Genomic DNA, 24,940 nt, shown 5'->3' with positions numbered 1-24,940 from the left:
ACGAACGGGGGAACCGGAACCATGCACGCACTATCTTCATCCGGACAAAAGGCGGGGGATCGTCAGGTGAAGAGGGGGTTGCCTGCGTCTCTCCATCGGGGCGTGCGAGCCTCGTAAGGTCCGAGCGGGGTCCGGACGCACGGGGCACGCGGGACGAACGGGACAAACGGGGTGGGAGGGTCGGCGGGGCGTGGCGAACGTTGAGCACGGCGGGACAGCGGGCAATGCCTTCGGGGCGGGGGCGGCGGACTCGGCGAGAGCGAGACTGCGCGCGATCCGGATAGGACTGTGGGTGATCGCCGCGGTCCTGGCGATACGGCAGGTCACCGTCGTGCTGAGCATCCCGAAAGGGGAACGGCTGACGGACCTGGAGACCTGGGTCGGACCCAACGGCGTCCTGCACGTGAAGGGATCGCTGTACGACTCGACGCAGTTCACCGGCACCCCCTTCGGAGGACTCGTCCTCAAACCCCTCACCCGCGCCGCCGAACAGGCACTCGGCTGGGGCTGGACCTTCGGCAGTCTCTCGCTTGTCGTCGTGCTCGGCCTGGTCGTCGCACGCGCCCTGCCCCAGCCGGTGAGCCGGCGCACCGCCCTGCTCGCCGCGCCCGTCGCGATCAGCCTGCTGATGCTGTCACTGCCGGTGCGCAACGCCCTCTATCTCGGCCAGACCAGCATCATTCCGGTGCTGCTCGTCCTGCTGGGCTGCTTCGCCGTCCGGGGTGAGCGTGCCAGCGGCCTGCTGATCGGTGTCGCCGCCGCCCTGCAGCCCACCATGCTGCTCTTCGCGCCGCTGCTCTGGTTCACCGGGCGCCGCCGCGCCGTCGAATCCACCGCGATCACCTTCGCCGGCCTCGGCGCGCTCGCCTGGGCCGCGATGCCGCACGACTCCACCACCTACTGGGTGCACCACCTGGCGGGCGTCGGCCTCGGCGGGGACGCCGACGACCTCTCCAACCAGTCGCTGCACGGCGCGCTGCTGCGGCTCGGCCTCAACGGCCCGCTGGAGATCACCCTGTTCCTGCTGCTGGGCGCCGCGGTCGCCGCCCTCGGCCTGCGCCGCGCCATCCGCTACGCACGGGACGGGCAGCTGCTGCTGGCCGTGGCGATCACCGGCTGTGTCGCCGTCGTCGTCTCGCCCACGTCCTGGCAGCACCAGCTGCTGTGGGTGCTGCTCGCGCTGGTCGGCAGGGTCGGCAAGAAGACCTCGGACCGCCCCATGTGGCCCGTCGCCGTCATCCTCGTCATGACGCTGCCCGCGAAGATGATGCTGCCGAACATGGCGGCGCTCTTCCCGCTGCGCGACAACGTGGTGCTGCTCGCCGCGCTCGCCGCCGCCACGATCGTGCCCTTCCTCTCCCGCACCTCGGAGCACTACCGGGCGCCGATCCCCACCGACTACGCCCGGTCCGTCCCCACGCGCTGGAAGCGGGTGCCGCTGCTCCCCTTCCTCGGCCGCGTGTTCACCCGCCCGAACCTGCTGCTCGAACTGCTCCTGATCCGCGTCGGCTACTCCGCCTACCAGCAGGTCAGGCTCGCCGCGACGGGCGGCACCAACGCGGGCGGCCGGACCACCGCCGAACACCACGGCGACCAGATCCTCTCCATCGAGCGGTTCCTGCACATCGACATCGAGCACTGGGTCAACCACGCCGTGTTCAAGGTCGAGTGGCTGCGGGACTTCTTCGACTTCTACTACGAGTCGTTCCACTTCGTCGTCCCGCTCACCGTCCTCGCCGTGCTCTACGCCCGCCGCCCCGGCGACTACCGCTGGGCGCGCTCGGCGCTCGGCTTCGCCACCCTCATCGCGCTCCTCGGCTTCTGGATCTTCCCGCTCGCCCCGCCGCGCCTGATGCCGGGCCTCGGCGTCATCGACACCGTGCACGGCGTGCAGGACTTCTCCAAGCCGGACTACGGCACGCTGACCGCGCTGACCAACCAGTACGCGGCGATGCCCTCGCTGCACTTCGGCTGGTCCCTGTGGTGCGGAGTCGTCATCGCGGTCCTGGCGCCCAAGTGGTGGATGAAGGCGCTCGGACTGCTGCACCCGCTGTTCACGGTCTCCGCGATCGTGGCGACCGGCAACCACTGGGTGCTGGACGCGGTGGGCGGCGCGGCCGTCGTCGGCGCGGGCTTCGGCCTGACCCACCTCCTCCAGGGGCCGCGGCCGAGGCCGCTGATGAAGCCCGTGGAGGTCAGCATGAAGGAGCCGGTCCCGGCGACGGGCCGTACCCCGAGCTGATCCGGTACTCACCCGGCTCGGTCACCGTCAGCCGCGTGAACTCGCCGTCCCGTGTCAGGCAGCCGCCCGGCGCGCGCAGCCACGGTGAGTACGCGACCCGCACGGTCACCGGGCCGGGCCTCGGCACCCGTACGTCCACCTCGGCGCTCGTCGTGCGCAGCACGGAGCCGGGCGCCGACACCAGCGGCACGGCGTCGCGCACCCGCAGCACCTGCCAGTTGGCGTCGCTCCACACCGGCTCCAGCCACGCGGGCCGGCTCCGCACCAGCCGCGCCTCCGCCTCGGCGAACCCGTCCGGCTTTCCCGCCGGCAGCACGACGAATCCCACCGCCCAGCGGTCCAGCCAGGCCCGATAGGTCGCCTCCGAGAAGGTGCCGTCGTAGAAGAGCCGCCCCCGCTCCATGTCCAGCTGACGGTTCCAGCCGCGCGCCAGGTTCACATGCGGGGCGAGCGTGGAGGCCTCGCGGTGGTTGCGGGCCGGGACCACCTCGACACGGCCGCGGCCGGCGCCGAGCCGCTCCAGCGTCCGTACGACGCCGTGCGTGTCGGCGGCCCAGGCGGGCACGGTCGTGGACACCTCCAGGTCGTCCACGGTCTTCTGTCCGACCCAGGCGACGGACAGCACGAGCGCCACCACCAGCGCCACGCGCCGCACCGCATGCCGCCCCCCGGGCGCGGTGAGCAGCGACGCGAGGAGCGCGGCGGGCGCGAACAATTCCGCGAACCGCTCCACGTTCGTCCCCACCGGGGAGGCGATCAGATACGTCAGCACGGTCCCGACCGCGTACACGACCCCGCACCACCGGGCCACCCGCCAGCCGCGCGGGGCCAGCGTGGAGATGGTCAGCCCCAGCAGCACGGGCGGCCAGATCCGGCCCGAGGGCATCAACTGCTGTCCGGCGAAGGGGAACAGCAGTGTGGTCGCCCCGACGACGACCACCGGCGGCACCAGCAGCACCGCGGCCCGCACCCGGTCCCGTACGGCGAGATGCCCGGCGCCCACCACCACCAGGAACAGTCCGGCCACCGGACTCGCCATGGTCGTCAGTGCCGCGTACGCCGCCGCCTGCAGCGTCCGCCGCTCGCCCGTCAGCAGCACACAGGCGGCGAGACCGAGGGCGACGCCCAGCGCGAAGGTGGTGCGCCCCGAGGCGACGTTGCACCACAGTGCGAGCGAGGCCAGCAGCGCGGGGCCCACCGGCCGCCGTATCCCCGTGCGGGCGATCAGCACGGCGGCCAGCCAGGTGGCGGCGAGCCCGGAGACCACCGTCACCGGGCGCACACCCAGCGCGGCCATCAGATACGGCGAGATCAGGCTGTAGTTGGCGGTGTGCATCCCGCCGTACCAGAAGAGGTTGTACGCCGATCCGCCGTGCCGCGCCACGAACTCCGCCCACGCCACCTGGGCCGCGAGATCGCCACCGCCGGTCGCGAGGAAGGCCCACCACACCGCGTACAGCGGCAGCACGGGGAGGGTGACGAGGAGAGGGAGACGGTGGCGCAGCCAGAACGCGTGAGGCGGGCGTTTTCTGCGTACGGCCGGGTGGTCGGGCCGGACGGGGGTCAGCTCGGCAGAGACCACGGTGCACCGGTTCCGTTCGAAGCGTCGGTTGTCTTCGGAGGTGGGGGGATGGCTGAGCCACCGGTGAAGACGCGAAACGGAACGGTGACGTTCATCGGAGGTTCGTCTCGGGGGAGGCAGGGGCGGGGCGTAGGAGGATGCCCCTGCCTCCCGCGGGACGGGCCGGCGGACACCGGGAGTCCGTCGGCCCGAGCGTGCGGTGCGGTCAGCCGGCGTCGACCTGGAGTTCCTTGACGCCGTTGATCCAGGCGGAGCGCAGTCGGCGCGGGTCGCCGACCAGGGTGAGGTCCGGCATCGCGTCGGCGATCGCGTTGAAGATGAGGTCGATCTCGAGGACGGCCAGGGACTTGCCGAGGCAGTAGTGGGGGCCTCCGCCGCCGAAGCCGAGGTGGGGGTTGGGGTCGCGGGTGATGTCGAAGGTGTCCGGGTTCTCGAAGACCTCGGGGTCGTGGTTGGCGGAGGCGTAGAAGATGCCGACGCGGTCGCCCTTCTTGATCTGCTTGCCGCCGAGTTCGGTGTCCTGGGTGGCGGTGCGCTGGAAGGAGACGACCGGGGTCGCCCACCGCACGATCTCCTCGGCCGTGGTCGCCGGGCGGGTGCTCTTGTACAGCTCCCACTGCTCGGGGTGGGTGAGGAAGGCGTGCATGCCGTGGGTGATGGCGTTACGGGTGGTCTCGTTGCCGGCGACCGACAGCATCAGCACGAAGAAGCCGAACTCGTCGGACCCGAGGTTGCCCTCGTCCTCGGCCGCCACCAGCGTGCTGACGATGTCCTTGGCCGGGCACTGCTTGCGGTCGGCGGCCATGTTCATGGCGTACGAGATCAGCTCGGCGGCCGACTCGGCGCCGACCTCCTCGGTGATGGCGTACTCCGGGTCGTCGTACGCGATCATCTTGTTGGACCACTCGAAGATCTTGATGCGGTCGTCCTGGGGCACGCCGATCAGCTCGGCTATCGCCTGGAGGGGCAGTTCGCAGGCGACCTCGGTGACGAAGTCGAAGGGTCCCGAGTGGGCGCGGGCGCCCTCGACGATCGCGAGGGCGCGGGAGCGGAGCCGTTCCTCCAGCGCGCGGATGGCCCTTGGCGTGAAACCGCGTTGCACGATCTGGCGGACACGGGTGTGCTCGGGCGGGTCCATGTTGAGCAGGATCAGCCGCTGGGCGTCGATCGCGTCGCGCTGCATGTGCTCGTGGAAGCGGATGATCGCGGTGTTGAGGGAGGAGGAGTAGATCTCCGGGTGCGTGGAGACGTACTTGACGTCCGCGTGCCGGGTCACCGCCCAGTAGCCCTCGTCCTGGAAGCCGGCCAGACCGGCGGGCTGGGGGATCCAGCGGACGGGTTCGGCCCGGCGCAGTTCGGCGAACTCCGGCAGGGGCACGCGGTGGTGCAGCAGATCGGGGTCGGTGAAGTCGAACCCGTCGGGCAGCGCGGGACAGGGCATCGGCGACCACCCACCATTCTGACGGTCCATCAGGAATCCGGAATTGCCGTGAAGGTAGTAACGGGTTCTACAAGTCGCAAGAGGTACGGCGCCCCGAATTCCGTGGGGAGTTCGTGCAGATCACGACTTCGAGCGCTGCACGACCCTTGCGGCGCGGGGGCTCCGATCCGCAGACTGCACACAGAACTGGTACGCGTTCTAGTTCTGCGCGGTGGGTGGGCCGGGACGCCCCGCGCTGCGCGGGTCAGCAGGGCCTGGCCGCCGGACAGGCCTGAGGAGAGGACGAGCCCCCATGGCCGCGGAACCCGTGATCGTCGAAGCCGTACGCACCCCCATCGGCAAGCGAGGTGGCGCGCTCGCCAACCTCCACCCCGCCTATCTCCTGGGCGAGACCTACCGTGAACTCCTCGGCCGCACCGGCATCCATGCCGACTGTGTCGAGCAGATCGTCGGCGGCACGGTGACGCACGCCGGCGAGCAGTCCATGAACCCCGCGCGCACGGCCTGGCTCGCCATGGGCCTGCCGTACGAGACGGCGGCGACGACGGTCGACTGCCAGTGCGGCTCCTCGCAGCAGGCCTCCCACATGGTGGCCAACATGGTCGCGGCGGGCGTCATCGACGTCGGGATCTCGTGCGGCGTCGAGGCGATGTCGAGGGTGCCGCTGGGCTCCGGCTCCAAGCACGGCCCCGGGAAACCGTTCCCGGACGAGTGGAACGTGGACCTGCCCAATCAGTTCGAGGCCGCGGAGCGCATCGCGCGAAATCGTGGCCTGACGCGCGAGAACGTCGACTCGCTGGGGCTCGTCTCCCAGGAGCGCGCCGCGAACGCCTGGGCGGAGGAGCGCTTCAAGCGCGAGACCTTCGCCGTCCAGGTGCCGACCACCGAGGACGAGCAGCGGGCCGGACAGGGCATGTGGCGCCTCGTCGACCGCGACGAGGGGCTCCGCGACACGTCCATGGAGGCGCTGGCCGGCCTCAAGCCGGTGATGCCCACGGCCGTCCACACGGCGGGCAACTCCTCGCAGATCTCGGACGGTGCGGCGGCGATCCTCTGGGCGTCCAAGCGGATGGCCCGGGCGCTGAAGCTGCGTCCGAGGGCGCGGATCGTGGCCCAGGCGCTGGTGGGTTCGGACCCGCACTTCCATCTGGACGGGCCGATCGACGCGACGCGCGCGGTGCTGGGCAAGGCGGGGATGTCCTTGAAGGACATCGACCTCGTGGAGATCAACGAGGCGTTCGCTTCCGTGGTGTTGAGCTGGGCACAGGTCTTCGGACAGGACCTGGAGAAGGTCAACGTGAACGGCGGTGCGATCGCGCTCGGGCACCCGGTCGGGGCGACGGGTGCCCGGCTGATCACTACCGCCCTGCACGAACTGGAGCGACGGGACAAGGAGTTCGCGCTGATCACGATGTGCGCGGGCGGCGGACTGGCCACCGGGACGATCATCCAGCGGCTGTAGTCCACGAGACGAAGGTGGCGAAGGCGGCGGGGGCGATCGTGAGGATCGGGCCGGTGGGGTTTTTTGAGTCTCGTACGGCGATGGTGGTGTCCAGGGTTCCGGCGATCTCTATGCACTGTCCGCCCTGGTCACCGCTGTAGCTCGACTTACGCCACTGGACCGCCGTCAGAATCGCGTTGTTCTCCATAGCGTTCCTCCATCGCGCGCCGGATCAGCTCCGCCGAGTCCCTGAGGGAGAGCGCGGAAGCTCGGAGATGATCGTAACGGAGCGAACAGTCCTTGACGGTGTCCGGGCTGGCGGTCGGATGCCCGCTTCCGTAGCTCTCGGTGTACACGATGGTCGGGTCGCTCGCGAAGCGGTAGACGTCGAACGAGCCTTGCAGTCCAGCGTGTTCTCCAGCCGAGAACGGCAGCACCTGGATGTTGATCCGGGAGTTGTCCTCGTACGACAACAGGTGGGCGAGTTGCTCTCGCATGGTCTTCGGGCCGCCGATCTCCTGGTGCAGCGCGGCCTCGCTGAGGACCGCCCAGAAGACCGGCGGTTTCCCCTTCTCCAAGATGCGCTGGCGGGCCAGGCGTACGGCGGTACGGTCGTCAAGGTCGGTCTGGTCCAGTGCGCCCAGCACGGCACGCGCGTATGCGTCGGTCTGGAGAAGACCGAGGACCATGTGCGTCTGGAAGGAACAGATCTCGACCGCCCGCGCCTCCAACTCCGCCACCTGTTGGAACCAGGCCGGAAGTTGACTACGCATCACCAGTCCGACCAGCCGGGACAGTAACCCACCCGTTCCCAGCGCCGCGTCCACCCGCTCGCTGAACTCCGGCGTCGGCAGCTTCCTCGCCGTCTCGATCTGGCCGACCAGTGAGCCGGTGTAGTTGACGATGTCGCCGAGCTGCCGCTGTGTCAGGCCCGCGGACTCACGATGGCGCCGCAACTCGAACCCGTAGTAGTCGAGCGGGGACGCGCCCGGGTCGAGGATGTTGATATGGGTCACGTACGGCCCCTCTCGTGCGCAACTCGGTCCACTCCGGGACCCGTTGTATTCGTTCCGTAGCCGAGCGTAGTCGCGCGAGGTCAGTCTCGTAGCGTGAACGAACACATTCCCCCACCCTCCTGGGCCCCCGCCCCGCCCAGTACGCGATGCGGATCACCGTCGGCGCACACTCGGTCCGGCACGTCCGGCGGATCGTCAGGTCGCTGCTGGACGACTGGGACTTGGCCGAGCTGGCCGACTCCGTGGAGCTGGCCGTGACCGAGCTGGTCGCCAACGTCGTACGCCATGTCCCGGACCGGCGCTGCGCGTTGCTGGTGCTGCGGCAGACGGCGGGCGTGAGGGTGGAGGTCGTGGACGGCTCCCCGCAACCACCCCGCGTGCCCACCGAGTTGTCGCCGGAGGCGGAGGGCGGGCGCGGGCTCGTGCTGCTCGACGCGGTGGTCGACAAGTGGGGTGTGGGGCCGGGACCCGGGGGTGGCAAGACGGTCTGGTTCGAGTGCCGACCGGCTCGGCCGCCGGGCCAAACCCGGGGGGCTGGGAATCACTCATGGTGATGATGATCGTGCGAGGGAACCCGAACATCCGTTTTTGTCCCCTGATGATGAGCCTCACATCCAAGTCGCACGGCCGCATCACGGCCCCGGTGGCGTACGCCACCGGGGCCGTCGTGCGGCCCGAAGAAGGGGAACCATCGCAGTGAGCGATGAGAAGGCAGCCCGCGAGCAGCAGTTCGTCGGTTCTATCGGCCTGGTGGCCCCGCTGGACCAGCCGAAGCCGCCACCGGCCCCGGCACCGGACGAGACGTGGCACTTCGGGCGGCACCTGAACGCGGACGAGGAGGGCCAGGAAGACTACGTGCCGGTCTACGACGGCATGGCCTGGGTGTACTACGGCAAGGGCCACCGCGGTCTGGAGCGGCCGGTGCTGATGGCCGACGGCTTCCATGTGGGGCCCAGCAGCCTGGACGAGCTCTACGACGGATTCGAGCGGGGCGAGTACCCGCTGATGACCCAGTTGCACCAGCGCGGCCGGGACGCGGTCATCTTCGGCTACGGGGAGCGCTCCGCGTCGATCCTCGACAACGCCGGGTACGTGATCGAGGCGATCACGAGGCTGATCGACGAGCGCACGGGCGACGAACCGCTGGTGGTCGGCGGGTTCAGCATGGGTGGTCTGGTCACGCGCTATGCCCTGGCGCGGATGGAGACCCAGAAGATGGACCACCAGACCGGGATGTACTTCTCCTACGACAGCCCCCACCGCGGCGCGTGGGTGCCGATCGGTCTGCAGGCGTTCGCGCACTACATCAAGCGCGGCAACCCGGCCAACAGCGCGCTGTCGGACCAGATCAACAGCCCGGCCTCCCGCGAGCTGATGTGGCGGCACATCGAGACGGTGGACGGCACTCCCGGGCAGGACAAGGCCCGTACCGAGTTCCTCGCCGCTCTGGAGCGCGTCGGCAACTGGCCGAGGCGGCCTCGGAAGCTCGGCGTCGCCAACGGCACCGGAAACGGCCGGGGCACGGGGATCCAGCCCGGCGCGAAAGCGTTCCGCGCCACCGGGATTCTGTTCCCCGGCACCACCATCTACACCCAGTCCGAGGGTGACGACGCCCTGGTCGCCGAACTGAAGGCGAACTTCGGGAAGGACGAGTCGATCACCACCGACGGGTTCCCGGAGATCGACGGCGCTCCCGGCGGGACGCTGGCCTCCTTCGGTATCGCCGCCAACACCATCAACAAGCTGATCCCCGGCAGCGCGGTGGCCCCGGTCCCCGAGATCTGCTTCGTGCCCTCGGTCAGTGCGGTGGACGTCCGCGACCTGGACACCACCGCCCTGCTGAACACCGACATCAGTGCCCTCGACCCCAACGAGAGCGAACTCGACGCGTTCCTGTGCGCCTCGCAGAACGAGGAGCACACCAAGATCACCGAAGAGCTGTGCAGCTGGCTCCTCGGCAAGCTCGACCAGCGGTAGCCCCGCCGGTATCCGTGACGGTCTCGGCCGCGGCAGCACGCCGGCGCTGCCGCGGCCGAGACGTCCTCATTCCCGTCCCCTCATTCGCGCCCCGAAGTCGCGACCGCCAGTACCCCCGCCAGCAGTGCCGCGAGCAGCAGGGGGAGGCCCAGGCCGTGGTGGATCACCAGCCATGCGCCGAGCGTCGCGCCCGCCAGCATGGCGAGGACGGCCGCCGTGCGGCGGGGGGAGCGGTGGCCCGAGCCGTCGCCGGCCGGGGAGTCGGAGGCGAGGCCGGTCAGGGTCATCGTCAGAACGGTGGTCGTGAGGTCCGGCACCCCGAGTTTGCGGACCGTCGCGTTGCGCAGGCCCATGGCGAAGGCCGTGAGGGCGATCAGGGCGTAGGCGGTCGCGGTCGCGCCCGGCGCGGCGAAGGCGACCACGGCGGAGATGCCCACGAACACCGCCTCCGCGGTGAGTGTGACCCGCGCCCAGGTCCTGCGTGAGCCGCCGCCGTACCGCCCCGCGATCCGGCCCCCGACTGCGGCGCCCACCAGGAAGCAGGCCAGCGAGGTCGAGGTGTGAGGGATCGAGAAGCCGGGGGCGCCGGCCGCGGCGAAGCCGAGTACCACCACGTTGCCGGTCATGTTCGCCGTGAAGACGTGCCCGAGTCCGAGATAGCTCACCGCGTCGATCAGCCCGCTGACCACGGTCAGCGACAGCAGCACCGCCACCAGACGCACCCCGCGCGCCTCGGGATCGTGCGTCTTCTTCGTCTCGGTGCTCATACGGCCTCCGGTCAGTGGGACGGGCCCGGTGCGCCGCGCCCCTGGGGCAGCCGTGCCCGTGAGGTCCTGTGGGCTGCCCCTTGTGTCCTTCCCCGCGCGCGTGTCCCGGAGTCACCATGACCCCTTACACCTCGGGGAACAACGGAAGCGGGCGCTCAGGCGTACGACGGGAGCCCGGCAGGTGAAGAGGTGGGTGGAGGAGATGTATGGACAGGCGGCAGTACGGCGAGGGCGGGCGCTCACGGGCGGGATCACCGGCACGTACCGCGCCCCTGCCACGCCCCGCCTCCCCGGGCCCCCACCAGGCCAGGACCGTCTCGGACGCCACACCCAGGACGCCCGCCGAGATGACGGCGATCCAGCGCACGGCCGGCAACCGGGCGGCGTCCGTGACCGTGCAGAGGGTGGGGGAGGCGAGCACGAGCGCGCCTCCCGCCGCCGAGGAGTCCGGCCGGGAGGACCAGGGCGCGGCCGTGATGACGCGGCTGAGCCGGTCGATCGAGGGCCATGTCGTCGTGGCGAAGATGAAGGTGAACCCCCTGGCGCCGGGCACGTGGTGGCCGGAGCACTGGATGCCGGAGGGGCCCGCGCGCCTGAAGCGCACCCTGGAGCGGCGGGTGATCAGCGGCGAGCTGTTCGGCGCCCAGGACCTGGAGGACATCAGGACGCTCTCCCAGGTGAACCCCCAGTGGCTCGCGAAGGTGGGTATCGGCACCCTCAAGGAGTCCGAGGACTACATCAAGGGCGACCACAAGGACTGGCTCCGGAACCCTCCGGGCAAACGCATCCTCGCCGCGACCCTGGCCTTCCAGCGGAACGCGCCGGGCACGCGCCCGGCGGGCGCGCCCACCCCGATCGCCCCGGACTACACCCTCGGCCGTTTCATGACCACCAAGGCTCCCGGGGTCTCAGGCGCGGAGAAGCAGACCCTGCGGGCCGAGCGTGACGAGCAGATACGACAGACCGCCGTCGACACCCTGCACCCGGCCGGACTCCCGTCCGAGCGCCTCCACCCCGACGCGGACAAGGCCGAGACGGTGAAGCACGCGGCGAAGGACGCGAAGGCCCGTGACGTCTTCACCTCCGTCCTGCTCCTGCTCCAGCACGGACTGAAGACCTACGACCCGGGGGCGGAGGTGGCCGCGCACGTCGACTATCGCGAGGGTGACGTCGTGCGGGCGCTCGCCCACGGCGGCCGGGTCAACATCCGCATCCCCGCCCTGCGCGCGGGCGAGTCGCCCCAGTCGTTGACGGACTTCCTGGGCGTCACGGACCGGGGCCGACGCGCGGGGTTCGTCGACAAGCGCGACTTCGCCACGCACCGCACCGCCATCGAGAAGAACAAGGGGGGCGAGCCGGGCAAGTTCCAGGAGAAGGGCGGCATCGGCGCGTCCGTCGCGAACTTTCTGACGCCGGCCGTGCCCCATGTCGGGCCCGAGCGTCCGCAGCTCATGGGCATGGACATCTCCGGCGGCGGGTTCGGCTCGCAGGACTGGAACGGCGACGTGGTCCTGCCGAACGGCTCGTACGGCCACATGCTGCTGATCCTCACCCCGCCGACCGCCGCCAAGGACGGCTCCCTGCTGGTCGGCATCGAGACGATCAAACCCCATGCCGTGAGCCCGGTCGGCTATGTGCACAACGCCCGGTCCACCGAGGCCACGGCCAACCCCGAGTCGGTCCTGCACGGTCACAAGGGGGACAAGGTCGGCACCGGCGGGCTGAAGCGCAACGAGCGCCTGGTGGAGCTGCGGGAGCTGGGGAAGGCCCAGGGAAGCGGGGACTGGCGCGCGTTCCTGGACAAGATCAAGCGGGAATGGCTCGACGAGCTGGAGAAGAACAAGGGCGACGTCGCCGAGCAGCGGAAGATGTACGAGCGGCTCGTCGGCCGTCGGCAGCACTTCTACGAGCAGACCGAGCAGACCGAGCAGGCTGAGTAGACCGACCGGGCTGAGTAGAACGAGCGGGCCGGTCGGGTCCAGTGGGGTCGATGGGCATGGCGAAGGCGGCGGCCCCGGGGATCGGGGGGCCGCCGCCTTCGCGTATGCGGGTGCCGTGGGGCGCCGGTGGTCACCGGTGGGCCGCTCAGTACCAGTTGTGGGCCTGCCAGAAGTTCCAGGCGGCGGCCGGGCTGCCGTAGCGCGAGTTCATGTAGTCCAGCCCCCACTTGATCTGGGTGGCCGGGTTCGACTTCCAGTCGGAACCGGCGGCAGACATCTTCGAGCCGGGCAGGGCCTGGACCAGGCCGTAGGCGCCGGAAGCGGAGTTCGTGGCGCTGGGGTTCCAGCCGCTCTCGTGCTCGACGATCTTGCTGAAGGCGGTGAACTGCGCGGCGTCCGGGATCATCTTGTGCGCGATCGCCTGGGCGGAGGAGGCCTGGCCGGTGGCGGCCTGAGCGGGGCTCGCGGCGAGGACCATGCCGGTGGCGGCGGCGGCCACGGCGGCGGTGGTGAGGACCTTCTTCGGGGAAGCGGCGATGGTGCGGATGAAGGAGACGGACACGCGGAGAACCTTTCTTAGGAAACAGGGCGGTCGCGGTGCGCCCTGTTCCACACGACGTGTGGTGGAGGCGTACATCGGCGCCGCGGCCCGGGTGGGCTCGTGGCGCCTGGCGACTGCTCCAGAGAAACAGGCTCAGGGGGGTGTCCGCAATGACCCCTTTTACTAGTGGTGGTCGCATCCGAGGGAAACATCCCTTCTGTGACCTGGGTCTCAAACCCCAGGTCAGAGGGGTTGACGACGCGTGCATGCCACGCCTTTGGCGCTACTAGCCCGCCTCGTATGTGACGTGGGTCCTGTGGGGTGCTTCACCCCGCGACTGGCGGAAGGTGTGCGGGTGGCTACGGGGCGCGTCCGAGTGGTGTGACCTGGGTCGCACGTCACCGGGCTTCGAAGGTGACCGGGGTCTCAAAGGCGGCCCGCCGCGTCGCCCTGCGCAGCGCCTTGAGGAGGGCCGCGCCGAGCGTGAGGGTCAGGACGACGGTGACGACGGCCCGGCCCAGATCCCAGCCGAGGGAGGTGGCCACGCAGTAGGCGAGGAAACGGGCCAGGTTGGCGGTCACGTCGGCGTGCGGGTCGAAGGCGACGTTCGAGGCCAGCGCGCCCATGAAGGGCCAGCCGGCCAGGTTCATGACCGTGCCGTACGCGAACGCGGCGCAGAACCCGTAGGCCGCGAGCAGGGCGAGTTCCCCGCGCCCGCGCATCCGGTCGGGGCCCGGCAACAGCCCGGCGCCCATCGTGAACCAGCCCATCGCGAGCATCTGGAACGGCAGCCACGGACCCACCCCGCCCGTGAGCAGCGCGGAGGAGAACATGGTCACGGACCCGAGCACGAACCCGAACCCCGGTCCGAGCACCCGGCCGCTCAGCACCATCAGGAAGAACATCGGCTCGATCCCGGCCGTCCCGGCGCCGATCGGCCGCAGCGCCGCGCCGGTCGCGGCCAGCACTCCGAGCATGGCCACCGCCTTCGGGCCGAGCCCGGACTCGGAGATCGTCGCCGTGACGACGGCGACGAGCAGCACCAGCAGCCCCGCGAACAGCCAGGGCGCGTCCTGAGCGTGTGCGGCGACCTGCGAGGTGGGATCGGCGAAGAGCGGCCAGCCGAACCCGGCGACCCCGACGGCGCTCACGAGGCAGAGGGCGGCGAGGGAGCGGGGGCCGAGGCGGACGGCTCTGGTCCGGACCTCCGGTGTCGTCATGCGAGGGCCTCCCTGACCTGGGTGACCGTGAGCCACGGCTGCGGCGCGAGCACCTTCGTGACCTGGGGCGCGAAGGACGGGGAGGCGACGACCACCTCGGCCGTGGGGCCGTCGGCGACGATCTCGCCGTCCGCGAGGACGACGACACGGTGCGCGAGCTCGGCGGCGAGTTCCACGTCGTGCGTGGCCAGGACGATCGTGTGCCCCTCGGCGGCCAGGCCGCGCAGGACCGTGACCAGACGGGCCTTCGCCGCGTAGTCCAGGCCGCGGGTCGGTTCGTCGAGGAGCAGGAGCGGGGGGCGGGCCGTCAGGACGACGGCCAGCGCGAGCGCCAGCCGCTGCCCCTCCGACAGGTCACGGGGGTGGGTGTCGTCCCCGATGTCCGGCAGCAGTTCGGACACCAGGGCCCGGCAGGTACCGGACTCGGCCCCCGCGTCCTCGTCGGCCGCCGCGCACTCGGCGGCGACCGTGTCGGCGTACAGCAGGTCGCGTGGTTCCTGCGGTACGAGACCCACTCGACGTACGAGGTCCCGTGGTGCCGTCCGGCGCGGGACCGCGCCCCCGACCAGGACCGAACCGGCCGCCGGTGCGACCAGCCCGACCAGCGTGCCGAGCAGGGTGGACTTCCCGGCCCCGTTGCGGCCCATCAGCGCGATGATCTCGCCGGGGGCGGTGGTGAGGTCGACGCGCCGGAGCGCCTCGACGCGGCCATGGCGGACGGCGAGGGCCTCGATCGAGGCCGGGGCCGTCGCCCGTGGAACCGCCGCCCGTGGAACCGCCGCCCGTGGGGCTGTCGGCCGCGCGGTCCTCGGCCTGGGGACGAGTTCCGTGAGCCGTTCCCGAAGGGACCCCGCCCTGCGCCGTGCGTCGCGCACCGTGAGGGGGAGCGGGGACCAGCCTGCCAGCCGCCCCAGGTCCACCACCGGCGGGTACACCGGGGAGACGGCCATGATCTCGGACGGGGTGCCGAGCGTCGGCGCGGCGCCCGGGGACGGGAACAGGGCGACCTGGTCGGCGTACTGGATGACCCGTTCGAGGCGGTGTTCGGCCATGAGGACGGTCGTGCCGAGGTCGTGGACGAGGCGTTGCAGCACGGCGAGGACCTCCTCGGCGGCGGCCGGGTCCAGGGCCGAGGTGGGCTCGTCGAGGACCAGGACGCGCGGGTGGGGGGTCAGGACCGAGCCGATGGCGACGCGCTGCTGCTGGCCGCCGGAGAGCGTGGCGATCGGGCGGTCGCGGAGGTCCGCCAGGCCCAGCAGGTCCAGCGTCTCCTCGACGCGGCGGCGCATCACGGCCGGCGCGAGGCCCAACGACTCCATGCCGTAGGCGAGTTCGTCCTCGACCGTGTCCGTGACGAAGTGGGACAGCGGGTCCTGGCCCACCGTGCCGACCACGTCCGCGAGCTCGCGCGGTTTGTGGGTGCGGGTGTCCCGCCCGGCGACCGTGACCCGGCCGCGCAGGGTGCCGCCCGTGAAGTGCGGCACGAGACCGGAGACCGCGCCGAGCACGGTCGACTTGCCGACGCCGGAGGGCCCCACGAGCAGGACGAGTTCACCCTCCGGGACCTCGAAGTCCACGCCCTGGACGGTGGGTTCGACAGCTCCGTCGTACGTCACGGAGACATCCTCGAAGCGGATCATGAGGGGTCCTTGGGGGTGGAGGGTTCCCGCGAGTGGGGTGTCGGGGCCACGAAGGCGGGGAGCAGGCCGAGCAGGATCGCCGCCGCGGGCCAGAGGGGCAGGGCGGGGGCGGTCAGCGGGAGGACACCGGGGCTCAGCGCCGAGGCGTCGTACGCGGCGGAGACGACCAGTCCGGCGGCGACCGCGACTCCGGAGCCCGTCACCAGCCAGGCACGTACGCCCCACACGTCCGGGCGGTAGCGCGTGCGGACCGAGCGGCGCCCGCCCAGCCACAGCCCGCCGAGCGCCGCGGCCACTCCGGCGAGCAGCACGGGCAGGCCGTAGGTGCCGCCCTCGGCGGTCAGCACTCCGTATGTGCCCGCGCAGACGCCGAGCAGACCGCCCAGCGTCAGGACGGTGGTCGTACGCCGGACGGCGGGCGCTACCTCGGCGGTGCGGCCGTAGCCGCGGGCGTCCATCGCCGCCGCGAGGGCGACCGAACGCTCCAACGCGCCCTCCAGGACCGGGAGTCCGACGTGCAGCAGGCCACGCAGCCCACGGTCGGGGCGGCCCCGCAGACGGCGGGCGGCGCGCAACCGTCGGCCGTCCGCGATCAGGTTCGGCGCGAAGGTGAGCGCGACGACCACCGCGACGCCCGCCTCGTACAGGGCCCCCGGGAGCGACTTCAACAGCCGCGCCGGGTTCGCGAGGGCGTTCGCCGCGCCGACGCAGATGAGGAGCGTGGCCAGTTTCAGGCCGTCGTACAGCGCGAAGAGCAGGCCCTCGGCGGTGACCCGGCCGCCGACACGGATGCCCTGGGCCCAGTGGGGGAGGGGGAGTTCGGGGAGGGTGACGAGGAGGTGGGTGCCGGGGACGGGGGAGCCGAGGAAGACGGCGAACGCCAGCCGGATGCCGAGGACGGCGATGCCGAGTTTGACGAACGCGGTGTAGGAGCGGGCCCAGGGGGCGTCGGTTCTGCGGGCGGCCACCACGTAACCGGCCACGGCTACGAGGAGGGCCAGCAGGAGGGGGTTGGTGGTGCGGGAGGCGGCGGTTCCCAGGCCCAGGGCCCAGATCCACCAGGCCCCTGGGGGGAGGGCGTTGGAACGGTGTGCCTTCGGCGCGCGTGTCATCGTCGGTCGCCGTACTCAGGGCCGGCGGCGGCGGGTCTGCCAGACTGCCGCCCCGCCGAGCGCGGCGACCGCGACGACTCCCGCGAGCAGGCCGAGCGACGGGCCGTGCTGGGTCGCCTCGGACTTGGCGTCGGTGTTGTCCTTGGCGTCGGCTTTCGCGGTGGTGGCAGGCGCGGTGTGTGACGTCGCGACCTGGTCGCCGCAGCCCTTCCCCGGGTAGCCCGAGATGGCGCACAGGAGGGCGTTGGTGTCGTAGCGGAGAGGCTTGGCGACCGTCGCGAGGGCCTCGGCCGTGGTCGCGTCGGCGGGGACGCGGGCACAGACCGTCCGCGGTGCGGGCGGCGTCTCGCCGCCCGGGGCGTCCGCGGTCGTGCCGGAGTCGATGACGAGCGCCACCCGCTTGTGGCCCGCCTGGGCGGGCGTCTTCGCGCAGATGGACGCGAAGTTCGCGTGGCCGCGCGGCTTGGAGGCGTCCTGCGAGTCCGCGCTCACCGCGAAACGGAAGCCCTGGACGTCGCCGTCGGACGGTCGCGCGGTCGACGGGCCCTGCGTCGCGTAATCCCACTTCCCGCCGGTCAGGTCCCAGAACGACCAGTAGCGGTAGCCGACGGCTTGGGCCTGTCCCGCGCCGCCGATGACGAGGAGGAGCAGGGACAGGACCAGCGCGTACGTCCGACGGCGGTTCACGGCTGCTGCTTCTTGTTGCGGGCGCTGATCAGGAAGCCGATGCCGATGCCGCCGACGAGTCCGACGCCGATGATCCACCAGACGCTGACGCCGCTGTCGTCCTTCTTCTTCGCGGCTTCCGCGGCGGACGCGGGCTCGGCCGGGAGGGACGCGGGCGCGGGGCCGGTGGCGTTGAGCTGCTTGACGAGGTCCTGGCCGCCGAAGTCGCGCGGGTCGAACGTCGCCGCGTCGGCGGCGAGGACCAACTGCGCGTACGCGGCGGGTCCGGACTGCTCGGCCCACTGCGCGGAGTGGGTCTCCAGCCAGCGCATCGCGTCGGCCGCCTTGTCGCCGTGCCCGGCGGTCGCGAGCGCGACGACCGCGTCCGCCGTGTTGCCGTAGTCGGGCTGGTTCTTGGCGCCGGGCATCACCGACGTGAGGTGGTGGTCCTTGGCGAGCGCCTTGACGAGGTACGCGGCACCGTTCTGGGCCGCCCGCTGGGGGCTGTCGGCGGTCCCGCAGGTGAGGGGGTCGGCCACGGACTTCAGGGGCTCACCGGCGAGGCCCTTGCCCAGGGCTCCGACCACGGCCGCGGCCGTCGCGTCCGCGTTGGCCGCGAGCTTGCCCTTCTTGTCCGGCTGGTAGGCGAACGCGCCCCCGTCGGTCCCGCCGCACGGGATCGACAGCTTGACGAGGGCGTCGTACGGCGACTTGCCGCCCTTGGAGACGTCCGCCGGCTTGGTGCCCACCGCGGCCAGTGCCCCGATCACCACGGACGTGGAGTTCGCGTCGCTCGCGCCGCCCGCCGTGTAGCCCCAGCCGCCGTCCTTGTTCTGCACGGACTTCAGCCACGCGACGGCCTTGCCCGTCTCGCCGCCGTGGCCGCCGAGCGCGGCGAGGGTCTGTACGGCCGCCGAGGTGCTGTTGGTGTCGACCATCGTCTTGGCGTCGCACTTCGCTGCCGCGTCGGCGCGGTATGCCGCGAACGCCCCGTTCGCGCACTGCTGCGCGGCCAGCCAGTCGACGGCCTTCGCCGCGGGCTTCACGCCGACGGTGTGCTGGGCGAGCAGCGCGAGGGACTGCCGCCAGACGCCGTCGTAGGTGGGGTCGGAGGTGCCGTAGAGGCCGGAGGGTATCGCTGGGGCCGGCGAAGGCGAGGCGCCCTCGGCGGCCGGGGCCAGGGCCGTACCGATCACTACGGTGGCGGCCAGTACCGCGGCGCTGCGGCGAACAATCATGACTCTCCCTGCGGAAGCCGGGCAGCACCGGGCGCAGGCTTGGCCCCGAGCGGCTCCGGCCCCGTATCCCTCGACGGTGCCGGCCACCGACGGGCTGCCGGTGGCACGAGCCGGTCACGTCCCGCACGAGGCGATCCGGCTCGCCGCCCCTGCGGGTGGCTCACGGTTGCGGGTCAGCGCCGGAATTGCACCGGCTTCTCCGCGTACGGGTGTGATGACGACCTGCTTACTGTACCGGCCCGTAGGAATCGCCCGAGGAGTGGCTGTGAGCGCCGACTCGTGGGCCTATGCTCCGCTCTCGATGTGCTCTGTTCGAACACGTCGACATTCGCCGGTCCCTGGGGGGAACCGGGGTCCAGGGGGGACACGAAGATGCGCGGCACTGTGGACGAGAAAGCTCAGTCGTGCCCGGAATGCAGCACCGAGGTGCGCACCGACCCGCGGTTCACGGCGTGGTGTGCGGCCTGCGGATGGAATGTGGATCCCGGCGAGCCGGAAGAGAGACCGGGGCGGCTGGAGGGACTGCGGCGGTCGCTGGCCCGTCAGCACGGGGAGGCACTGCTGGCCGAGGTGTCGGCCGACGGCGATCCGCGTCCGCGCCGCGATGCGGCCGCTGTCCTGGCGTACGCCGTCGCGCTGGCCATCCACGGCGCCACGATCGCCCTGCTCGGGACGGGGGTCCTGCTGGTGATACTTGGCTGGGGCACCGCTCTGCCGGTGGTGGGAGTGATCCTTCTCCTGCTGGCCTGGCTCCTTCGGCCCCGCTTCGGACGGCTGCCGGACGACGCGCCCGTGCTGCACCGGGCCGAGGCGCCCCAGCTGTTCGCCCTGGTCGACGAGATCGCCTCCGTCGTCGGCACGACCGGGGTCCACGCCATCGCCCTGACGACCGACGTCAACGCGAGCGTGACCACGTACGGAGCGCGCCGGCGCCGACTGCTGACCATAGGGCTCGGGCTCTGGGAGATCACCACCCCGCAACAGCGGATCGCGCTGCTCGGACACGAACTCGGTCACTACGCCAACGGGGACACCCGGCAGGGACTGGTCATCGCCAACGCGCTCCAGTCCCTGGCCACATGGCGCTATCTGATGCGCCCGATCTCTCACCCCACCGTCCCCGAGATGGCGCTCAACGTGCTCTATCTGCTGCCCTACGGAGCCGCCCAGGGCCTGCTGATGCTGCTCGACCAGCTGACGATGCGCGCGAAGCAGCGCGCCGAGTACCTGGCCGACGCCGCCGCGGCCCGGGCCGGTTCCAGCGAAGCCGCCGTGGCACTCATGGACCGCCTCCTCGTGACCGACTCGGCGGAGACCCTGCTGCTCCGCATGTCCAACGCCGGCCAGGTGATCCGGGCCCAGGACGCGGAGCGTCGCGAGCCGTGGCGCGATCTGTGGGACCAGTTGGCCGCTCACGTGGACTCGATCCCCGAGCACGAGTACGAGCGCCAGCGCCGCGTCGGAATCCTGCGCGGACACAGCGTCGACTCCACCCACCCACCGACGCACCTGCGCCGGGCCTGCCTGCTCGCCAGGCCCGCCGTGGCCGCCGCGGTGGTCGCGGACGACGAACGACAGCACGCCCTCGACACCGAACTGGCCCCGTCCAGGGCCCGCCTCGCCCGCCACGTACTCGCCCGGTAGGAGCGGATGGCGGCGGTAGTGCAGTACGCGGACGCCCGCGTCGCCGGAACCCCGACCGGGCACGGCGTGCAGCGCGCGCAGCAGTCCGGCAAGCACGCCACCACCCTCCCGCGCGCCGATCTCCCCCGTCTCGAACGCCGTCAGCATGGTCGGCCCCGAAAGCCGCTCCATCACCATCTCGGTCCGGCTCGCCGCCCGCACGGCCGGCGCCGGATACCCATGCCCCCCGGGATCTGCACCCGGACAACGTGATGCTCACCCCGGACGGCCCGAAGGTCATCGACTGGTCCAACGCCGAGGACGGCCCGCCCGGCCTGGACTGGGGCATGTCCGCCGTGATCCTCGCGCAGGTCGCCGTCGGCGGTGAGGTCTACGCGGAGTTGGCCCGCGAGACGCTGGTCGCGATGCTCGACGGGAACGCGGACCGGGTGACGGAGGAGGGGCTCGCGGAGGCGCGGGTGCGGCGGGCCGCCAATCCGACCATGAGCGCACACGAGGTCCAACTCCTCGGGAACTCCGCGGAGTTGATCCGGGCGCTGCTTCCCTGAGTGGTGTGGCGCCAGATGTCTCGCACCCACGGCATCGGTCACGGCACGGGTGTCGGAATTGTTGCCTCCGTGGGCTGGCACAGGACCAGGGCGAGATCGTCGGCGAGGGCTGTTCCGGTGTGGGCGAGCAGGCGGGCGTGCAGGGACCGCAGGGCCTCGTCGGGGAGCGGCTCGCGCAGGGCGAGCGCCGCCTCGCCGAGGAGGGGGAAGGGGGCGCCCTCCGCGTCACGGGCCTCGGTGAGGCCGTCGGTGTAGAGGAGCAGCCGGTCGCCGGGCTGGAGCCGTACGCGGTACGGGCGCGGATCGGGACCGAGGCCCAACGGCGGGGTGGGGACGGGGGGTTCGAGGAGTTCGATGCGTCGGCCGGAGCGCAGCGGGGGCGGATGGCCGCAGTTGACGAGCCGCACCTCGCCCGGCGCGAACTCGGCGAGCACCGCGGTGACGAAGTCCTCCGGGCCCAGTTCGGGGGTGAGAAGGGCGTCGAGTTCGGCGGTGAGGGACGTCAGGTCGGGTGCGGTGTGGACGAGTTCACGGAAGGCCGTGATGGTGTCGGCGGCCAGCCGGAGCCCCTCGACGCCGTGGCCGCGTACGTCGCCGACGAGGACCCGCAGGCCGTACGGCGTCACCGCGACGTCGTACAGGTCGCCGCCGACGGCCGATTCGTGGGAGACGCTGTGGTACCGGGTACAGACCCGGGTGCCGTCGAAGGTACGGGAGATGGGCCGCAGGATCGCCGTCTGGGTGACCCGGGCCACCTCGTGGGCCCGCGCCAGCAGCTCGCGGAGGCGGTCGCGCTGCCGGGCCGCGTACACGGTGAGCGCGCAGCCGACGAGGAGTCCGCCCCAGCGGATGCCGAAGCCGGTGCTCGGCACCGCGTCGTCGCCGAACCCCATGGCCAGGCCCAGGACCGCCGACCAGCAGCACACCAGCACGGTGTGCCGGACGCCGAGCCGGGCGCCGGCCAGCAGCGGGCCGATGAGCAACAGGGTGATGAGCGGTGGTACCCGGTCGAAGAGCAGATCCGGGACGGCGATCAGCAGACAGGTGACGAGCGGCGCGAGCAGCATCCGGCGTTCCCGCCGCTCCGGCCGATCCCGCTGTTCTTCATGTCCTTGGTCCTCTTGGCGTTCTCGTCGATCTCGCTGCCCCTGCTCCCTCGTGCCCATCACCCGACGATCTCCGAACAAAGACCGCCGCACCCTCACCAACAGGGAGTTGATCGCATCTCGTCGAAAGGTGCCCGGAACTGTCGTGGTGCCGACGCTCTTCTGTCCGAGTTCCCGGACCGTCTCCGGAGCCGGTCATGATCCGTCCAGACTGGTTGTCGTGTCCGACAAAACGACCGAGCCGACGCATCCCACCGGCGGCGGCCCCGGCAATCTGCCGCCCGAGACGCACAGCTTCGTCGGACGGCGGGAGGAACTGCGCCGGCTGGAGACCGAGTTGGACCCCTCGGTGGGCATACACCGGCTCCTGAGCGTCGTCGGCGTCGGCGGAGTCGGCAAGACCCGGCTCGCCCTGCGCGCACTGGCCCGGCTCCAGGAGGCCTACCCCGACGGCGTCTGGCTGGTGGAACTCTCCCCCCTGCACACCGCGGGCCTGGTCGGCCTCGCCGTCGTGGAGGCGCTGCGGCTCACCGACCAGTCCACCGGTCCCGTCACCGAGGTGGTGGCCGAATGGGCCTACGGCAAACGGCTGTTGCTGGTGCTCGACTCCTGCGAACACGTCCTCGTGGACTGCGCCGCGCTCGTCGAGACCCTGCTGCCCGCCCTCCCCGGCCTGCGCGTCCTCGTCACCAGCCGCGAGCCGCTCGGACTGCCCGGCGAACTCGTACTGCCCCTGGACCCGCTGCCGGTCGCCGACGACGCGGTCACCCTGTTCGCCGACCGTGCCGCCCTCACCGGGTTCACCCTCGACGACACCAACCGCCCCACCGTGGAGGCCGTCTGCCGCCGTCTCGACGGCATCCCGCTCGCCCTCGAACTCGCCGCCGCCCGCCTCTGCGAACTGTCCCTGGCCCAGCTCCACGGACGGCTCGGCGAACGCCTGCCGTCCCGGCTCGACCTGCTCAGCGCCCCGCGCGACGGCGCCGGACCGCCACGCCACCAGACACTGCGCACGGCGATCGGCTGGAGCCACGAGTTGTGCGCACCGCTGGAGCGGCTGCTGTGGGCCCGTCTCTCGGTGTTCGCGGGGGGCTTCTGCGTGGGCGCCGCCGAGGAGATCTGCGCGGGCGGCCCGCTGCCCGCCGGACGGGTCGCCACACTGCTCGCCCGGCTCGTCGAACAGTCCATCGTGCAGCGCCACCGCACCGACCCGGCCCGCTTCCGGCTCCTCGACACCGTCCGGGAGTTCGGCGCCGACTGGCTGCGCGCCCTCGGCGAGGAACACGCCGTACGGCTGCGCCACCGCGACCACTTCCGGCGACTGGTCCGCCAGGGGTGGACCGAGTGGAACACCGGACGGCAGGTCGCCTGGTGCGAACGCACCCTCACCGAACACGCCAACCTGCGCGCCGCGATGGACTGCGCGCTCATCGACCCCGACCGCCGGATCGCCCTGGGGATGGCGGCCGACCTCGGCTTCCTGTGGCGGCACTGCGGCTCTCTGCGCGACGCCCAGCACTGCCTGGACCTCGCGCTCGCCACCGACCCGCCGCCCGGACCCGACCGCACCCGCGCCCTGTGGGCACGCGGCGCGGTGGCGCTGCTCCAGGGCGACCTGGAGGTCGCGGCGCACTGGGCGGAGCGCTGCACGGACGCGGCGGACACCCAGGCCGACCCGGTGGCGGTGGTGGCCGCCGCCTACCTCACCGGGGGCCGGCTGGCGCTGAGCGGCCGGCTGGGCGAGGCGATCGACGTACTGTCCGCCACGCCCCGACTGCCCATCAGACAGGACGGGTTCGGGGCCGCCCAGCTCCAGGTCCGGGTGGCGCTGTCCTTCTCGCACCTGCTGCGCGGTGATCACGACCGGGCGCGGACGGTGGCCGAGGAGGTGCGCGAGGCCAGCGTGGAGTGCGGGGAGTCGTGGGCGGGCGCCTTCGCCGACGGGATCGTCGCTCAGACGGACCTGGCCCGCGGCGAGGTCCGCGCCGCCCTCGACAACGCCCGCACCGCGCTCGCCGGGCACGGCCTGCTGCACAACACCGTCGGCGCGGCCATGGCGCTGGACGTCCTGGCCGCCGCCGTCGTCGCGGCCGGGGACGGCCCGCGCGCCGCCCGGCTCCTCGGCATCGGCGAACGTGTCTGGGAACTCACCGGCCGGGCCCAGATGGACTCGCCCGACCTCCTCGCCACCCGCCGTTCCCACGAACTGCGCATCCGCGCCGAGATCGGCGACAGCGCCTACCGCGCGGCGTACGAGGAAGGTTTCGGGATGGCGTACGAGGAGGGGCTCGACTACGCGGCGGAGGGCCGCTGACGGGGGGTGGGGCCGCCGAAGGGCAGGAACAGGGTGCGGGTCGAGAGCAGCCACGTCCCGTCGACCCTGCGGAAGGTGTCCTCGTAGTGTCCGATCTGCACGGGAGGTCCGGCCGGGACCATGCCGCCGGTGTGGCTGTCGACCCGGTAGGTGGTGAAGTACGAGGTGGCCCGCGCCTCGGTCGGTGAGTCCACGGTGACCAGGACGTTCGCCATCATGCGGCGCGAGAGCCGGTCCGCGGGGCGCCCGCCGAAGTACGCGCGCAGGGCGGCACGCCCCTCGACGAGCCGGTCGCCCTCCGGCCACCGCCAGGCGCCGTCCTCGGAGAACAGGTCGGCGACGGAGGCGGGTTCACCGAGGTCGAGACGGTGGACGAAGTCGAGGACGAGACGCTCGCAGGCGCGCTCGGCGAGGAGTCGTTCGAGGGCGGGCTGTTCGAGAGGGGCCATGAGCTGTTGCTATCAGCTCCGGGCCTGCGGTCGCCCACGCATGGCAACGCCGCGCG

At 71.8% G+C, this 24,940-nt stretch carries 20 protein-coding genes and 1 pseudogene; 8 read left to right on the top strand and 13 right to left on the bottom strand.

Going from position 1 to position 24,940, the window contains the following annotated elements:
* The first annotated feature begins 190 nt into the window (after window positions 1-190).
* Entirely contained in the window at window positions 191-2,242 is a 2,052-nt protein-coding gene (locus AAFF41_RS16310; RefSeq protein WP_319743835.1) for a bifunctional glycosyltransferase 87/phosphatase PAP2 family protein, read from the top strand.
* Here AAFF41_RS16310 and AAFF41_RS16305 read toward each other — a convergent pair.
* Window positions 2,196-3,824, bottom strand: coding sequence for a hypothetical protein (locus tag AAFF41_RS16305; RefSeq protein WP_388405574.1), 1,629 nt, complete (start codon window positions 3,822-3,824; stop codon window positions 2,196-2,198). The two genes, AAFF41_RS16310 and AAFF41_RS16305, sit on opposite strands and share 47 nt — an antisense overlap.
* Before the next feature lie 205 nt (window positions 3,825-4,029).
* Window positions 4,030-5,265, bottom strand: a complete 1,236-nt coding sequence (locus AAFF41_RS16300) for a cytochrome P450 (protein WP_319743833.1) — start codon at window positions 5,263-5,265, stop codon at window positions 4,030-4,032.
* Between the two features lie 292 nt (window positions 5,266-5,557).
* On the opposite strand from AAFF41_RS16300, the gene AAFF41_RS16295 reads away from it, so the two are divergent.
* Entirely contained in the window at window positions 5,558-6,727 is a 1,170-nt protein-coding gene (locus AAFF41_RS16295) for a steroid 3-ketoacyl-CoA thiolase (protein ID WP_319743831.1), read from the top strand.
* Here AAFF41_RS16295 and AAFF41_RS16290 read toward each other — a convergent pair.
* Window positions 6,711-6,914: a DUF397 domain-containing protein gene (locus AAFF41_RS16290; RefSeq protein WP_319743829.1), complete on the bottom strand. Its 204-nt coding sequence runs from the start codon at window positions 6,912-6,914 to the stop codon at window positions 6,711-6,713. The two genes, AAFF41_RS16295 and AAFF41_RS16290, sit on opposite strands and share 17 nt — an antisense overlap.
* Complete coding sequence (locus tag AAFF41_RS16285) at window positions 6,874-7,722, bottom strand: helix-turn-helix domain-containing protein (protein ID WP_343324123.1); 849 nt, start codon at window positions 7,720-7,722, stop codon at window positions 6,874-6,876. The genes AAFF41_RS16290 and AAFF41_RS16285 overlap by 41 nt, the downstream gene beginning before the upstream one ends.
* Window positions 7,723-7,868: 146 nt before the next feature.
* Between AAFF41_RS16285 and AAFF41_RS16280 the strand changes: the two genes are divergently transcribed.
* Entirely contained in the window at window positions 7,869-8,276 is a 408-nt protein-coding gene (locus AAFF41_RS16280) for an ATP-binding protein (RefSeq protein WP_343324122.1), read from the top strand.
* A gap of 142 nt (window positions 8,277-8,418) precedes the next feature.
* Window positions 8,419-9,699, top strand: a complete 1,281-nt coding sequence (locus tag AAFF41_RS16275; protein WP_319743823.1) for an esterase/lipase family protein — start codon at window positions 8,419-8,421, stop codon at window positions 9,697-9,699.
* An 80-nt stretch (window positions 9,700-9,779) separates the two neighbouring features.
* On the opposite strand, the gene AAFF41_RS16270 is transcribed toward AAFF41_RS16275, so the two are convergent.
* The gene (locus tag AAFF41_RS16270) at window positions 9,780-10,466 is read right to left on the bottom strand and encodes a YoaK family protein (RefSeq protein WP_343324121.1); all 687 of its coding nucleotides are present in this window, start codon (window positions 10,464-10,466) and stop codon (window positions 9,780-9,782) included.
* A 206-nt stretch (window positions 10,467-10,672) separates the two neighbouring features.
* Here AAFF41_RS16270 and AAFF41_RS16265 point away from each other — a divergent pair, with 206 nt between their 5' ends.
* Window positions 10,673-12,406: a PE-PGRS family protein gene (locus AAFF41_RS16265; protein WP_343324120.1), complete on the top strand. Its 1,734-nt coding sequence runs from the start codon at window positions 10,673-10,675 to the stop codon at window positions 12,404-12,406.
* A 145-nt stretch (window positions 12,407-12,551) separates the two neighbouring features.
* Here the strand turns inward: AAFF41_RS16265 and AAFF41_RS16260 are convergent, their stop codons facing one another.
* The 6 genes from AAFF41_RS16260 to AAFF41_RS16235 all read right to left on the bottom strand — a co-directional run bounded on the left by AAFF41_RS16260 (window position 12,552) and on the right by AAFF41_RS16235 (window position 18,823).
* The gene (locus AAFF41_RS16260; protein ID WP_319743817.1) at window positions 12,552-12,968 is read right to left on the bottom strand and encodes an aggregation-promoting factor C-terminal-like domain-containing protein; all 417 of its coding nucleotides are present in this window, start codon (window positions 12,966-12,968) and stop codon (window positions 12,552-12,554) included.
* Window positions 12,969-13,345: 377 nt separating this feature from the next.
* Window positions 13,346-14,167, bottom strand: coding sequence for an ECF transporter S component (locus AAFF41_RS16255; protein WP_319743815.1), 822 nt, complete (start codon window positions 14,165-14,167; stop codon window positions 13,346-13,348).
* Complete coding sequence (locus AAFF41_RS16250) at window positions 14,164-15,807, bottom strand: ABC transporter ATP-binding protein (RefSeq protein WP_343324119.1); 1,644 nt, start codon at window positions 15,805-15,807, stop codon at window positions 14,164-14,166. The genes AAFF41_RS16255 and AAFF41_RS16250 overlap by 4 nt, the downstream gene beginning before the upstream one ends.
* Window positions 15,804-16,919, bottom strand: coding sequence for a CbiQ family ECF transporter T component (locus tag AAFF41_RS16245; protein ID WP_319743811.1), 1,116 nt, complete (start codon window positions 16,917-16,919; stop codon window positions 15,804-15,806). Before AAFF41_RS16245 ends, AAFF41_RS16250 begins: the two co-directional genes overlap by 4 nt.
* A 15-nt stretch (window positions 16,920-16,934) precedes the next feature.
* The gene (locus tag AAFF41_RS16240) at window positions 16,935-17,606 is read right to left on the bottom strand and encodes an SCO2322 family protein (RefSeq protein WP_343324118.1); all 672 of its coding nucleotides are present in this window, start codon (window positions 17,604-17,606) and stop codon (window positions 16,935-16,937) included.
* Window positions 17,603-18,823 (bottom strand): SCO2321 family membrane protein, encoded by a 1,221-nt coding sequence (locus AAFF41_RS16235; protein WP_343324117.1) that lies wholly within the window; start codon window positions 18,821-18,823, stop codon window positions 17,603-17,605. The genes AAFF41_RS16240 and AAFF41_RS16235 overlap by 4 nt, the downstream gene beginning before the upstream one ends.
* Before the next feature lie 477 nt (window positions 18,824-19,300).
* Here AAFF41_RS16235 and AAFF41_RS16230 point away from each other — a divergent pair, with 477 nt between their 5' ends.
* Both AAFF41_RS16230 and AAFF41_RS16225 read left to right on the top strand, forming a co-directional pair.
* On the top strand, window positions 19,301-20,467 hold the full coding sequence (locus tag AAFF41_RS16230; protein ID WP_343324116.1) for a M48 family metallopeptidase: 1,167 nt from the start codon (window positions 19,301-19,303) through the stop codon (window positions 20,465-20,467).
* A 230-nt stretch (window positions 20,468-20,697) separates the two neighbouring features.
* A pseudogene (locus AAFF41_RS16225) lies at window positions 20,698-21,015 on the top strand (phosphotransferase family protein); the annotation flags it as partial.
* A 38-nt stretch (window positions 21,016-21,053) separates the two neighbouring features.
* Here AAFF41_RS16225 and AAFF41_RS16220 read toward each other — a convergent pair.
* Entirely contained in the window at window positions 21,054-22,082 is a 1,029-nt protein-coding gene (locus AAFF41_RS16220; protein WP_319743799.1) for a PP2C family protein-serine/threonine phosphatase, read from the bottom strand.
* A 259-nt stretch (window positions 22,083-22,341) separates the two neighbouring features.
* Between AAFF41_RS16220 and AAFF41_RS16215 the strand changes: the two genes are divergently transcribed.
* Window positions 22,342-24,435, top strand: coding sequence for an ATP-binding protein (locus AAFF41_RS16215; RefSeq protein ID WP_319743797.1), 2,094 nt, complete (start codon window positions 22,342-22,344; stop codon window positions 24,433-24,435).
* On the opposite strand, the gene AAFF41_RS16210 is transcribed toward AAFF41_RS16215, so the two are convergent.
* Complete coding sequence (locus AAFF41_RS16210) at window positions 24,414-24,884, bottom strand: nuclear transport factor 2 family protein (RefSeq protein WP_319743795.1); 471 nt, start codon at window positions 24,882-24,884, stop codon at window positions 24,414-24,416. The genes AAFF41_RS16215 and AAFF41_RS16210 overlap by 22 nt on opposite strands.
* Window positions 24,885-24,940: the final 56 nt, after the last annotated feature.

This window comes from Streptomyces mirabilis (assembly GCF_039503195.1).
GTDB lineage: Bacteria > Actinomycetota > Actinomycetes > Streptomycetales > Streptomycetaceae > Streptomyces > Streptomyces mirabilis_D.
The sequence above is the reverse complement of the archived record's forward strand: the minus strand, read 5'-3'. Positions and strand labels throughout refer to the sequence as shown.